This is a genomic window from Streptomyces sp. NBC_01306 (assembly GCF_026340465.1).
Lineage (GTDB): Bacteria > Actinomycetota > Actinomycetes > Streptomycetales > Streptomycetaceae > Streptomyces.
This window is the reverse complement of record NZ_JAPEPC010000001.1, coordinates 4,235,636-4,249,048: the sequence shown is the minus strand read 5'-3', so window position 1 is coordinate 4,249,048 and position 13,413 is coordinate 4,235,636. Positions and strand designations below refer to the sequence as shown.

At 72.4% G+C, this 13,413-nt stretch carries 10 protein-coding genes; 5 read left to right on the top strand and 5 right to left on the bottom strand.

The genetic code is table 11. From position 1 onward, the window contains the following. Positions 1–24 precede the first annotated feature (24 nt). The 3 genes from OG385_RS18770 (at position 25) to OG385_RS18760 (ending at position 3,879) form a co-directional block, all read left to right on the top strand. Entirely contained in the window at positions 25–2,250 is a 2,226-nt protein-coding gene (locus tag OG385_RS18770; protein WP_266855827.1) for an acetate--CoA ligase family protein, read from the top strand. Between the two features lie 97 nt (positions 2,251–2,347). Then, the gene (locus OG385_RS18765; protein ID WP_266855826.1) at positions 2,348–3,163 is read left to right on the top strand and encodes an enoyl-CoA hydratase/isomerase family protein; all 816 of its coding nucleotides are present in this window, start codon (positions 2,348–2,350) and stop codon (positions 3,161–3,163) included. A 125-nt stretch (positions 3,164–3,288) separates the two neighbouring features. Next, positions 3,289–3,879, top strand: a complete 591-nt coding sequence (locus tag OG385_RS18760; RefSeq protein WP_266860986.1) for a flavin reductase family protein — start codon at positions 3,289–3,291, stop codon at positions 3,877–3,879. Between the two features lie 69 nt (positions 3,880–3,948). On the opposite strand, the gene OG385_RS18755 is transcribed toward OG385_RS18760, so the two are convergent. After that, positions 3,949–5,256: an MFS transporter gene (locus tag OG385_RS18755; protein WP_266860984.1), complete on the bottom strand. Its 1,308-nt coding sequence runs from the start codon at positions 5,254–5,256 to the stop codon at positions 3,949–3,951. 223 nt (positions 5,257–5,479) lie between these two features. On the opposite strand from OG385_RS18755, the gene OG385_RS18750 reads away from it, so the two are divergent. Then, the gene (locus tag OG385_RS18750; protein WP_266855824.1) at positions 5,480–6,472 is read left to right on the top strand and encodes a GlxA family transcriptional regulator; all 993 of its coding nucleotides are present in this window, start codon (positions 5,480–5,482) and stop codon (positions 6,470–6,472) included. 83 nt (positions 6,473–6,555) lie between these two features. Here the strand turns inward: OG385_RS18750 and OG385_RS18745 are convergent, their stop codons facing one another. After that, positions 6,556–8,169, bottom strand: a complete 1,614-nt coding sequence (locus OG385_RS18745) for an alkaline phosphatase (RefSeq protein WP_266855822.1) — start codon at positions 8,167–8,169, stop codon at positions 6,556–6,558. A gap of 296 nt (positions 8,170–8,465) precedes the next feature. On the opposite strand from OG385_RS18745, the gene OG385_RS18740 reads away from it, so the two are divergent. After that, a complete protein-coding gene (locus tag OG385_RS18740) occupies positions 8,466–10,001 on the top strand; it encodes an MFS transporter (RefSeq protein ID WP_266855820.1) in 1,536 nt (511 codons plus the stop codon). A 60-nt stretch (positions 10,002–10,061) separates the two neighbouring features. Here the strand turns inward: OG385_RS18740 and OG385_RS18735 are convergent, their stop codons facing one another. The 3 genes from OG385_RS18735 to OG385_RS18725 form a co-directional block, all read right to left on the bottom strand. Continuing rightward, positions 10,062–11,111 carry a Zn-dependent alcohol dehydrogenase gene (locus OG385_RS18735; protein ID WP_266855819.1) on the bottom strand — a complete coding sequence of 350 codons (1,050 nt, stop codon included), beginning with the start codon at positions 11,109–11,111 and terminating at the stop codon, positions 10,062–10,064. Next, the gene (locus OG385_RS18730) at positions 11,108–12,292 is read right to left on the bottom strand and encodes an acyl-CoA dehydrogenase family protein (RefSeq protein WP_266855817.1); all 1,185 of its coding nucleotides are present in this window, start codon (positions 12,290–12,292) and stop codon (positions 11,108–11,110) included. Before OG385_RS18730 ends, OG385_RS18735 begins: the two co-directional genes overlap by 4 nt. Positions 12,293–12,414: 122 nt before the next feature. Further along, positions 12,415–13,329: an SDR family oxidoreductase gene (locus tag OG385_RS18725; protein ID WP_266855815.1), complete on the bottom strand. Its 915-nt coding sequence runs from the start codon at positions 13,327–13,329 to the stop codon at positions 12,415–12,417. Positions 13,330–13,413: the final 84 nt, after the last annotated feature.

Genomic DNA, 13,413 nt, shown 5'->3' with positions numbered 1-13,413 from the left:
ATCGAGCAGGAGCGGGCGGAAACGATGCTTGGATCGACTCACGGCACCCTCACCACCGACTTCCATGCGCGCGTGGTGGCCTGCGGGGAGCAGCCACCCGCCGCCGTTCACGGCACAGCGGCAGCGGAAGGCGATCTGGACGTCAGCGGACGCCCGGTATACGCCTCCGTGCCGGATCTCGACCGGTTCTTCCGGCCCGGCTCGGTGGCCGTCATCGGCGCGTCCGACGCCGAGGGCCGCCCGAACACCGGGATCACCCGTCAGCTGATCGCCTGGTCGGAGCGGGTCGGCGCGACCCTGCACCCGGTGCATCCGACCCGTACGGCCGTCTTCGGCCTCCCCTGCTCCCCCACCGTGGCCGACCTGCCCGAACCGGTCGACCTCGCCGTACTCCTGGTCGCGGATCCGCTGCCGCTGATCCCCCAACTGGCCGATGCCAAGGTGAAGTTCGCGGTGGCCTTCGCATCGGGCTTCGCCGAGACGGGCGAGCAGGGCGCCGACGCCCAGACCCGGCTGACGGCGGCGGTCGAACGCTCCGGGCTGCGGATGCTCGGCCCCAACACCAACCTGAACGCCTTCGAGAAGTTCCGCGACGACCTGGAGGGCCCGGCGGTCGCCCTGATCACCCAGTCCGGACACCAGGGCCGCCCGGTCTTCGCCATGCAGGAACTGGGCATCCGGCTGTCGCACTGGGCCCCCACGGGCAACGAGGCCGACCTGGAGACCTCCGACTTCATCTCGTACTTCGCCGGGCGCCCCGAGGTCGGCGCGATCGCCTGCTATGTCGAGGGCCTCAAGGACGGCCGGTCCTTCCTGCTGGCCGCGGACCGTGCGGCGCGGGCCGGGGTGCCGGTCGTGGCGGTGAAAGTGGGCCGTACGGAGACGGGGGCCAGGTCGGCCGCCTCGCACACCGGGAAGCTCACCGGCGCGGACCAGGTGGTCGACGCGGCCATGCGGCAGTACGGGGTGATCCGGGTGAACGGCCTGGACGAACTCCAGGACACCTCGGCCCTGTTGGCCCGGGCGAAGAAGCCGCAGGCCGACGGCGTGGTGGTGTACTCGATCTCCGGCGGCACGGGGGCGCACTTCGCGGACCTGGCGACGGCGGCCGGGATCGGCCTTCCGGTCCTCTCGGAGGCGAAACAGGCCGAACTGCACACCTGGATACCGGAGTACCTCAACGTCGCGAACCCGGTCGACAACGGCGGTCACCCGGTGGGCGACTGGCGCGGCCGCAAGATCATCGACGCGATTCTGGCGGATCCCGGTGTGGGGGTCCTGATCTGTCCGATCACCGGCCCCTTCCCGCCGATGAGCGACAAGCTGGCCCAGGACCTGGTGGACGCGGCGGAGGCCACGGACAAGCTGGTGTGCGTGGTGTGGGGGTCGCCGGTGGGCACGGAGGAGGCGTACCGCACGACGCTGCTCGGCTCGCAACGGGTGGCGACCTTCCGTACGTTCGGCAACTGCGTCACAGCGGTCAAGGCGTACCTGGACCACCACCGCTTCACCACCGGCTACCGCTCCCCCTTCGACGAGGCCCCCCGGACCCCGTCCCCTTCGTTCCGCAAGGCCCAGGCCCTGATGCGCCCGCACCAGCAGCTGAGCGAGCACGCGGCGAAGCAGCTGCTGCGGGCGTACGGGATCCGCGTCCCGCGCGAACAGCTGGTGACCAGCGCGGCAGCGGCGGTCCGGGCGGCGGGGCAGGTCGGCTACCCGGTCGTCATGAAGGCGTCCGGCGCCCAGCTCGGCCACAAGACCGAACTGGGCCTGGTGAAGGTCGGCCTGACCTCGGCGAGCCAGGTGCGGGACGCGTACCGGGAGCTGACCGACATCGCCCGGTACGAATCGGTCGACCTGGACGGCATCCTGGTCTGCCAGATGGTGGAGCGGGGCGTGGAGATGGTCGTCGGCGTCACCACCGACGCGCTCTTCGGCCCGACGGTGACGGTGGGGCTCGGCGGCGTCCTGGTGGAGCTGCTGGACGACACGGCCGTACGGGTCCCGCCCTTCGGCGAGGACCAGGCCCGCGACATGCTGACCGAACTCCGGGGCCACGCCCTGCTGGAGGGCGGCGTCAGGGGCGCGCCGCCGGCGGATGTGGACGCGCTGGTGGAGGTGGTGCTGCGGATCCAGCGGATGGCCCTGGAACTGGGCGACCAGCTGGCCGAACTGGATGTGAACCCCCTGATGGTCCTGGGCCGCGGGCAGGGCGCGGTGGCCCTGGACGCACTGGCGGTCTGCCGCTGAGCCCCCCGGACCCCCGCTCCTCAAACTCCCCCCGGACCTCGTCCGGGGGACCCCCAGCAGGGGCTTGAGAGCCTCCTCAGCTCCGAAAGGCGACCCCATGACCCCTTCGCCCGAAGCCGAAGAAGACGCGATCCTCCATACCACCACCGACGGCGTCTCCACGATCACCCTCAACCGCCCGGCCGCGATGAACGCCCTCACCTGGGACCAGCGCGAACAGGTCATCGGCCTCCTGGCCGCCGCGTCCGCCGACCCCGACATCCGCGCGGTCGTCCTCACCGCCACCGGCCGCGGCTTCTGCGCGGGCGCCGACCTCCGGGGCGGCGGCCCGCAGGCCCCGGCCGAGCGCGTCACCGGCGACGTGGCCCGTACGATCCGGCTCGGCGCGCAGCGCCTCATCGCGGCCGTCCTCGACTGCGAGAAGCCGGTGATCGCCGCGGTCAACGGCACCGCCGCCGGCCTGGGCGCGCAGCTCGCCCTCGCCTGCGACCTCGTACTGGCCGCGGAATCGGCCAGGTTCATCGAGGTCTTCGCCCGCCGCGGCCTCGTCCCCGACGGCGGCGGCGCGTATCTGCTGCCCCGCCTGATCGGCCCGCACCGCGCCAAGGAGCTGATGTTCTTCGGCGACGCGCTCCCCGCGCCGGAAGCCGAACGCATCGGCCTGATCAACCGGGTGGTCCCGGACGAGGACCTGCTGAAGACGGCCCACGAGTGGGCCGCCCGGCTGGCCCAGGGCCCCACCCGGGCCCTGGCCCTCACCAAGCAACTGGTGAACGCCTCACTGGAGTCGGACCGCAGCACCGCCTTCGCGGCCGAGGCCGCCGCCCAGGAGATCAACATGACGACGGCCGACGCGAACGAGGGCGTGGCGGCCTTCGTGGAGCGCCGGACGCCGGAGTACCGGGGGCGGTAGGCCGGAGTGCCGGGGGCGGTATGCGGGAGCGCCGAGGGCGGCAGGCCAGGCCGGAAGAAGGTGGTGACACCCTTCCTATCTGACGCTCCGTCAGCTTCAATGGGGTGATGATGGGACACGCAGGGATGGCGGCCACCGCCGTCCGATACCTCAGGTCGGTAGGCGCCCCGACGGCCACCGGGCCGGTCGATCCACTCCCGCGCCCGGATCTGCGGGCGGTGGGCGACGACGAACGGATGCCCGTCGACCCGGGCGAATTCCGCCGCGTACTCGGCCACTTCGCGAGCGGCGTCACCATCGTCACCGCGCACGACGAAGAGGGCCCGGCCGGCTTCGCCTGCCAGTCCTTCGCCTCGCTCTCACTGGAGCCGCCGCTCGTCGTGTTCATGGTGGCCCGTACGTCGACGACCTGGCCGCGCATCGCCCGCGCCGGGGCCTTCTGCGTCAACATCCTCGGCGCGGACCAGGGCGGGCTGTGCCGCGCCTTCGCGGTGAGCGGCGCCGACAAGTTCGCGGGGGTGACCCATGAACCGGCCCCCGCGACCGGTGCGCCGCTGCTCACCGGCGTACCGGCCTGGATCGACTGCCGCATCCACGCCGTCCATACGGGCGGCGACCACCTGATCGTGGTCGGCCGGGTGGAGACGCTGGGCGGTTCGGCCGATGGCGCACCGCTGCTGTTCCACCGGGGAGCGTTCGGCCGGTTCACGGCCTGAGCAACCCCGGGGGCATCTCCCGCACAGGACACGTGTGTTCATCCGGCCGGGACCGCCGCAACCGGCTGCTCAGCCCCCGGCGCCCGCCACCCGCACGACTCCCGCCGCCCGGGGCCTCAGCACCAGGGCCATCAGTGCCGCCGCCGCGCACATCGCACCCGACGCGTACCAGATCACGTCGTACGAGCCGAAGACGTCCCGCACCACGCCGCCCAGGTACGCGACCAGCGCCGCGCCCACCTGGTGGGAGGCGAGTACCCAGCCGAAGACGATGGCGCTGTCCTCGCCGTAGTGCTCGCGGCACAGGGCGATCGTCGGGGGGACCGTGGCGACCCAGTCCAGGCCGTAGAAGACGATGAACAGGACCATCGGCGGATGGACGGACGGCGCGAGCAGCATCGGCAGGAAGAGCAGTGAGATGCCGCGCAGCGTGTAGTAGACCGCCAGCAGGCGGCGGGGATCGAAGCGGTCCGTGAACCAGCCGGACGCGATCGTGCCCACGATGTCGAAGATCCCGATCACCGCGAGCAGCGAGGCAGCGGCCGTGACCGGCATCCCGTGGTCGTGCTCCGCCGGGACGAAGTGGGTCTTCACCAGGCCGTTGGTGGATGCGCCGCAGATCGCGAACGTCCCTGCGAGCAGCCAGAACGGGCCCGTCCTGACAGCCCTGGCGAGCACCCCGACCGCCCGCCGGGCCGCGCCGGTCAGCGGGGGCGGCTTCGGTACGAACTCCGCTGCCCCGTAAGCCGACTGGCCCACGTCCGCCGGATGGTCACGCAGCAGCAGCCACACCAGCGGCACCACGGCCAGCGCCGCGAGCGCCACCGTGACCGCCGCGGGGCGCCAGCCATGGTGCACGACGAGCCAGGAGAGGACCGGCAGGAAGACCAGCTGGCCCGAGGCGCTCGCCGCCGTGAGGACGCCGGTGACCAGCCCCCGCTTGGCGACGAACCAGCGGTTGGTCACCGTCGCCGCGAAGGCCAGCGCCATCGAGCCGCTGCCCATGCCGACCAGCACGCCCCAGTAGAGGACCAGTTGCCACGCGGTGGTCATCCACACCGTGAGCAACGAGCCCACCGAGATGACGGTGAGCGCGACGGCCACCACGCGGCGGATCCCGAAGCGGTCCATCAGCGCCGCCGCGAACGGCGCCGTCAGCCCGTACAGCGCGAGGTTCACCGAGATCGCCAGGCCGATCGTGCCGCGCGACCAGTGGAACTCCTCGTGCAGCGGGTCGATCAGCAGGCCCGGCAGCGAGGCGAAGGCCGCGGCGCCGATGATCGTCACGAAGGTGACCGCGGCCACGAACCAGGCGCGGTGCAGGCGCGGCCGGCGCCCGCCGGGCAGCGATGACGGCGCCAACCCCGCCTGCGGCACAGGCCGTTGCTCCTGCTGCACGGGCTGCGACCGCTGCTCCTGCTGCACGGGCTGCGGGACAGGGCCCAGTGGTTCCGATGTCTGTGTCACTCCGCCAGCATCACCGGGGCAGCACCGGTCGTACGAGTGGCCCGGAGGACAGCCTTCGCTATGATCGGGCCACCGCCCCGTCCGGAGAGGCCGGACAGGCCAGTGCCGCCCGTTCTGTCCCAGGGAGGACCCCGTGCCCCGCCCCAACCCGCGCCCGCACCGCGTCGTCGTGCTCGCCCTGGACGGGCTGCTCCCCTTCGAACTCGGCATTCCGCACCGCATCTTCAGCCGTCCCCGCGACCCGGCGGGCCGCCCGCTGTACGAGGTGGTGACCTGCTCGGTGCGCCCGCCGGGCCCGGTCCGTACGGACGCCGACTTCTCGATCGTCGCCGAGTACGGCCCGGAGGCACTGGCCACCGCGGACACCGTCGTCGTCCCCGCCTCGTACGAACTGGGCCCGGTGTACGAGGAAGGCAGGCTGACGGACGAACTGGCCACCGCGCTCGCCCGCATCCGGCCCGGCACCCGGCTGGTCTCCATCTGCACCGGCGGCTATGTGCTGGCCGCCGCCGGATATCTGGACGGGCGGCCCGCCACCACGCACTGGGCGTCCGCCGCGCACTTCCAGCAGCTGTTCCCGGCTGTCCTGGTCGACCCGGACGTGCTGTTCATCGACGACGGGGACGTCCTCACATCGGCGGGCGTGGCGGCGGGAATCGACCTCTGCCTGCACATCGTGCGCCGCGACCACGGAACGGCGGTGGCGAACGACGTGGCGCGCAAGACGGTCGTACCGCCGCACCGGGACGGTGGCCAGGCCCAGTACATCGAACGGCCGCTGCCCGAGGACCGGTCGGCGACGACGACCGCCGCCCGTGCCTGGGCGCTCGCCCGGCTGCACGAGCCGATTCAGCTGCGGGACATGGCCGAGCAGGAGTCGATGTCCGTACGCACCTTCACCCGCCGCTTCCGCGAGGAGGCCGGCATCAGCCCCGGCCAGTGGCTCACCCGGCAACGGGTCGAGCGGGCCAGGTACCTGCTGGAGTCATCGGACCTGTCGGTCGACCAGGTGGCCAGGGACGCCGGTTTCGGTACGGCCCAGTCCATGCGCCAGCACCTGACGGCGGCACTGGGGGTTCCCCCGACGGTCTACCGGCGTACGTTCCGGGCACGGACCACCGTGTGACGCGCCGGGGCGGACCGGACGGCCCCGCGCGCCACCGGACATCGCCCCCGCTCCCTGATCCGGCCTGACCCGAACGGAAGGCCCTAACTCACCACCTGCACCCCCGGCCGCTCCGACCGCACTTGGAGCCGGGCGAGCGTGCTGGCTTTCGCCTTCTTGCTGAGGACCGTGTCCACCACCCGGACCTGGGCGTCCACCGACGACTCCCCGATGTCGAAGAGGTGGTAGCCGCGGTGCGCGTCGATGACCTTCCAGTGCGGGTTGTCCTTCTTCAGCGGGTCCCACTGCTCGTGGAACACGGTCTGGTCCTGGTCCCCGTTGCTGGAGATCGACGTACCCACGAACTCCGCCCCCACCACGGCGGACTTCGGATCGGCGAAGTCCTTCTTCAGGTCACTGATCATCGTCAGATGGCGGTCACCGGAGAGCACCAGCGGGTTGCGCACCGACTGGAACTGCCGCATGAGCGCGTTCCGTTCGACCTGGTAGCCGTCCCACGCGTCGTAGTACCAGAGCTTGCCCTTGCCGGGCATGAGATCGGTCTCGGCCATCATGATCTGGGAGGCGATGACGTTCCAGCGGGCCGGTGACCGGGTCAGCCCCTTCAGCAGCCACTCCTTCTGGGCCGCGCCCAGCATCGTGCGGGACGGGTCCTCGGCGCCCGCCTGCGTCGCCGCCTGGTCGGTGCGGAACTGGCGGGTGTCCAGGACGTTCAGCCGGACGAGCCCGCCGTAGTCGAAGCGCCGGTACATCTGGATGTGCGGGCCGTGCGGCACCGCCGTGGCCCGGACCGGCATGTGCTCGTAGTACGCCTGGTACGCGGCGGTCAGCCGGGCGACGAACGCGGTGTGCGACTGCTTCGCCGGGTCCTGCGGCACCTCGCCCGCGAAGTCGTTGTCGACCTCGTGGTCGTCGAAGGTCACCACCCAGGGCGCGTACGCCTGCATGGCCTGGAGGTCCGGGTCGGTGCGGTACTGGGCGTAGCGGTTGCGGTACTCGTCCAGTGTGTACGGCTCGCCCTTGCCGGTGTGGAGCCGCACGGAGCCGGCCGCCGGAGCGGACTCGTAGATGTAGTCGCCGACGAAGAGGACCAGGTCGGGGTCCTGCGCGCGCATGTCGGCGTACGGGGTGAAATAGCCGTGCTGCCAGTTCTGGCAGGAGGCGAGCGCGATACGCAGGGTGCCGCCGGCCGAGAGCGGCGACGGCGCGGTGTGGGTGCGGCCGACGGGCGAGATCTGGCCATCGCAGCGGAAGCGGTACCAGTACTTGCGGCCGGGCTGCAGGCCCTTGGCGTCGGCGTGCACGCTGTGGGCCAGTGCGGGCACGGCCTGCTCGGTGCCGCTCCGGACGATTTTGGTGAACTTCGCGTCGTCGGCGACCTGCCACTCGACGGTGACGGGGGCGTCGGGCATACCCCCGCCGTTCAGCGGGTCGGGCGCGAGGCGGGTCCACAGCACGACCGCGTCGGGCAGCGGATCGCCCGATCCGACGCCGAGTCTGAAGAGTCCGGCAGGAAGTTTCGGGGCCGCGGCGGATCCGGTGAACACGGCGGTGCGGGCCGGGGCGGGCGTTGCGGCGGACGCGCTGCCGGAGAGCGGAAGCTGGGCGGCGGCGGCCACGCCGAGCGCGGCGGCCGATCCTGCGAGGAACCTGCGGCGGCCGGTGAGAGCGGAGCGTGCTGCGTCGTCTGCGGACATACGGATTGACTCCCTGGCTCCTATGGGGTCTCTTGTCGCGCTTGAGGTTCACAGGGCGAGGTGGCCGTGGGGCTGAACGCCACGCATCGTGCGCATGACAGTTGCCGAAAGCGTCGGACCGTCAGCGCCGGGAAGCGCCAGAGCCCTTGGGGCAGCTGGCTTGTACGGGATCCGGACGGTGGCGGCCAGCTGAATTCCGGCCGGATCGCGACTGCTCCGTACGAGAGGGAAAGTTGGCCCGAATGGGCAGCGGGAAGGGCCGCCCCGGCCGCCCGGCTCTCGTAAGGTGACCGCCCATGGCGCTTCCCTCTGACCCTTCCAGAACCACCGCGGACCCGACCGCGCAGTCTCCGGCGGGCGCGGCTTCGGGGCCCCCTGCGGGTTCGGCTGCCGGCGCGGCTTCGGGACCCCCCGCGGGCTCCGCTGCCGAATCCCCCGCGGGCCCGGTCGCTGCCGCTGCCGCGGCCCCCGGCGCTGCCGGCGTCCCGGCCTCCGGCGCGGCTGGTTCCGGCACGATCCCGGCCCCCACCCGCGCGGACTCCGGAGCCGGTTCCGAAACCGGCACCGACGCCGGCACCGGACCCACGCCCGGCCCTGCGGCTGCCCCGCCCGGGGCCGCACCGCTGCCGTCGCTCTGGCACGACCGGCGGTTCGTGCTGCTCGCGTCCGCGCGGACCATCTCGGTCCTGGGCAACGGCTTCGCCCGGGTGGCGCTGGCGTTCGCGGTGCTCTCGCTGCCGGGCGCCACCCCCGGGCGGCTGTCGCTGGTGCTCGCCTGCCAGGCGCTGCCGCAGCTGGTGCTCATCCTGGTCGGCGGAGTGATCGCCGACCGGATGTCCCGCTCCCGGCTGATGATGATCTCGGACTGTCTGGGGGCCGCCGCGTACGGGGTCCTCGCCGCGATGGTGCTCACCGGGCACGCGCCGCTGACGGCGATGTGCCTGCTGACGGTGGTGGCCGGAACAGCCAGCGCGCTGTTCGCCCCCGCGATGTCGGGCGTCGTCCCGCAGATCGTCCCCGCCGCGCAGTTCCAGCAGGCCAACGCCCTGCTGCGAGTCGGTATGAACGGTTCGATGGTGCTCGGGCTCGCGCTCTCCGGCGTGACCGTCGCGACGTTCGGCGCGGGCTGGGCGCTCGCCCTGAACGCCGCGTCCTTCGTGGTGAGCGCGGGTCTCATCAGGGGGCTGCGGCTGACGACAGCTGTGCGGGCGGCGTCATCCGGCTGGGCCGATCTCCGCGATGGCTGGAAGGAGTTCATCTCCCGGCAGTGGCTGTGGGCCGTGGTCTGCCAGGCAGCGGTCATGGTGGCCGCGGTCGCCTCGACGTCCGGGGTGCTCGGACCGCTGGAGGCGAAGGAGCACCTCGGCGGGGCCGGTGCCTGGTCCGCGATCGTCGCCGCGCAGGCGGTGGGTACGGTCGCCGGGGCGTCCTTCGCGGTACGGATCCGGGTGCGCCGCCCCCTTCTCGTCGCCGTGGTCGCGATCTTCCCGGTGGCGGTGCCGATGGCGCTGCTCGCCGCCCATGCGCCGGTCTGGGTGATCTGCCTGGCGATGTTCTGCTCGGGCCTGTCCACCGATGTGTTCGGGGCGCTCTGGGAGACCACGATGCAGCGGGAGATCCCCGAGGCGGTCCTGTCCCGGGTCAGCTCCTACGACTGGTTCGGCTCCCTCGCCCTGGCGCCGCTGGGACTCCTGGTGGCGGGTCCGATCGCGGCGGCCGTGGGCACCAGGGCAGCGCTTGCGGGGTGCGCGGGGGCTACGGTGCTGGCCACGTTCGGGGCGCTGCTGTCGCCCCAGGTACGGACGCTGCGCGCGCCGGTCGAGGACGGCTGACCGTTCGCGGGGGCTCCGCCCAGCACTCCGGCGGAGCCCCGTGGAACGGTGCGTCACCGTTCAGAACGTCAGCACCCCCCGCGCCACCTTCCCCCCTTCCGCGTCGGCCACCGCCCCCGCGAAGTCCTCCACCGGATACGTCCGCGTCACCAGTTCGTCCAGCAGCAGCGCCCCCCGCTCGTACAGCCCCGCGTACAGCGGAATGTCCCGTTGCGGCCGCGAAGCCCCGTACCGGCAACCCAGGATGGACTTGTCCAGGAACATCGACGACACCAGGAACGACGCCTCCGCCGTCGCGGGCGGGGTGCCCAGCAGGACGGCCTGGCCGTGGCGGTCCAGGAGGTCGATGGCCTGGCGGATCAGCTCCACCCGGCCCACGCACTCGAAGGCGTGGTCGGCGCCCTTCGGGAGGATGTCCCGGACGCCCTCCGCCGACGTGAGGAAGTGGGTCGCCCCGAACTGCCGGGCCACCGCCTCCTTCTCCGGGTTCGCGTCCACCGCCACGATCACCGCCGCACCGGCGATCCGCGCGCCTTGCAGGACGTTGAGGCCGATACCGCCGGTGCCGATGACGACCACCGAGTCGCCGCGGTCGACCTTCGCCCGGTTCAGTACCGCTCCGACCCCCGTCAGCACCCCGCACCCGATCAGCGCAGCCGAGGTGAGCGGGATGCCGGCGGGGATCTTCACGGCCTGCACCGCCTTGACGACGGTGCGTTCGGCGAATGCCGAGTTGGACGCGAACTGGTAGAGCGGATTCCCGCCCCGTGAGAACGGCCGACCCGGCATCCCGATCGCCTTGCGGCACATGGTGGGCCTGCCACGGTCGCAGTCGGCGCACGCCCCGCAGTTGGCGAGCGTGGAGAGCGCCACATGGTCACCGGGGGCCACATGCTTCACCCCCGCCCCCACTGCCTCGACCACACCCGCGCCCTCGTGGCCGAGCACCACCGGGACGGGGAACGGAATCGTCCCGTCGATCACCGACAGGTCGCTGTGGCAGAGACCGGCCGCCGCGACGTCCACCAGGACCTCGCCCGGTCCCGGATCACGTATCTCCAGGTCGTCGACCACCTGGGCCTGCTTGCCGTCGAAGACGACACCCCTCATCTCGGCTCCCTCGGTAGGCCGAGCACCCGCTCGGCGATGATGGTGCGCTGGATCTCGTCGGAGCCGCCGTAGATCGTGTCGGCCCGGCTGAACAGGAACTGCCGCTGCTGTGCGTCGAGTTCGTACGGACTCCCGGGCGTCCAGCCGGAAGGCCCGACGGCGCCGCCCGCCCCGCGCACCTGCACCGCCAGCTCTCCGAGCCGCTGGTGCCAGCCGCCCCAGAGCAGTTTGGCGACGCTCGGGGCGCCCGCGTCGTCCGTACGCCCCAGGGTGCGCAGCGCGTTCCACCGCATGGTGCGCAGCTCGGCCCACTGGCGTACCAGCCGGTCGCGCAGCACCGGGTCGCCGGTGGCGCCCGACGCGACCGCCGCGTTCACGACCTCCTTCAACTCCCTTGCGAAGCCGATCTGCTGGACCAGGGTCGACACCCCGCGCTCCAGGGCGAGCAGGCCCATGGCGACCTGCCAGCCGTTGCCTTCGCCGCCGACCACGCACTCCGCCCGCGCGCCGTCGAAGAAGACCTCGTTGAACTCGCTGGTGCCCGACATCTGCCGGATCGGCCGTACGTCGATCCGGCCCGGCTGGTCCATCGGGACCAGCAGGAAGGACAGCCCGTGGTGGCCGCGCGTGCCCGGCTCCGTACGGGCCAGCACGAAGCACCAGTCGGCCTCCTTCGCCAGCGAGGTCCAGATCTTCTGGCCGGTGACGCTGTATGTGCCGTCGCTGTCGCGGACGGCGGCGGTACGCACCGCCGCCAGGTCGGAGCCGGCGCCCGGCTCGCTGTACCCCTGGCACCAGAGCGCTTCGCCGCGCGCGATCGGCGGCAGGAAGCGGGCCTGCTGCTCGTCGTCGCCGAAGGCGATGAGGGTGGGCGCGAGGAGGTTCTCGCCGATGTGGCCGACCCGGCCGGGGGCGCGGGCCGCCGCGTACTCCTCGGCCCAGACGACCTGCTGGGTCAGGGTGGCCCGGCGGTTGCCGAAGTCGCCCTGCCAGCCGATGCCGATCCAGCCGCCGCTGCCCAGCTCCCGCTCCCAGGCCCGGCGCAGCTCCGCGCCCTCGTGCTCGCTGCCGGGGCCGCCGGTGGCTCCGGCGGTGGCGAACTCGCCGGTGAAGTGCTCCGCCAGCCAGTCCCGCGCCTCGGCCCGGAACGCGGCGTCGTCAGGCCCGGGGGAAAAATCCACGCCGCGCCTCCCCTGCGTGAGGGACGGGGCCGGGACGGGCGGCCACCTGAGGGCCGGGGCCGGGACGGGCGGCCACCTGAGGGCCGGGGCCGGGACGGGCAGCGCCAACTGCACACCGGCCGTCACCCATTGGGCCGCTCCTTGGCCGCCGCCGCCCGCGCCATCGCCTCCAGCTGCGCGAGCATCGGCATCGGGTCGACCCCCACCGTCCCCGGCAGGAAGTCGGCGATCCGCTCGGGTGTCCACGCCGCGCCCTCCGCGTACCCGGCGCGCAGCTCCCTCGGCTGGGCCCAGACCGCGATCTTCGGGCCCGCGATCGTGTACACCTGGCCGGTGATCTTCTCCGCGCGGGCTCGGTCGGAGAGCAGGTACGTGACGAGCGCGGCCACATCCTCCGGTTCGCCGATCTCCTTCAGCTCCATGGGGACGTTCGCCGACATCCGGGTCCTGGCCACCGGGGCCACCGCGTTCGCCGTCACGCCGTACTTGTTGAGGCCGAGCGCGGCGCTGCGCACCAGCGAGATGATGCCGCCCTTGGCCGCGCTGTAGTTGGCCTGCGCGACGCTGCCCTGATGGTTGCCGCTGGTGAAGCCGATCAGTGTGCCGCTGCCCTGTTTGCGCATCACGGCCGACGCCGCCCGGAAGACGGTGAAGGTGCCCTTCAGATGGGTGGCGACCACCGGGTCCCACTCCTCCTCGGACATATTGAAGAGCATCCGCTCCCGGAGGATCCCGGCGACACAGACGACCCCGTCGATCCGCCCGTACTGCGCCAGCGCGACATCGACGATCCGCTGTCCGCCCGCCATCGTCGAGATGTCGTCGGCGACCGCGACCGCCTGGCCGCCCGCCGCGACGATCTCCTTGACGACGGACGCCGCGACTTCGCTCTCCGGTTCACCGCCTTCGATGGGTACGCCGTAGTCGTTGACGACGACCCGGGCGCCCTCGGCCGCGGCCGCGAGGGCGACCGCCCTGCCGATGCCACGCCCCGCGCCTGTCACAGCGATGACTTTGCCTGCCAAGAAGTTCCCCATGTCCGGCCCCTTCCCGCGGTTTCTGACGGTCCGTTAGATTTTACGGGTAGTCAGACAGCCGAGCACAAGACCCCCGGAGGGCCC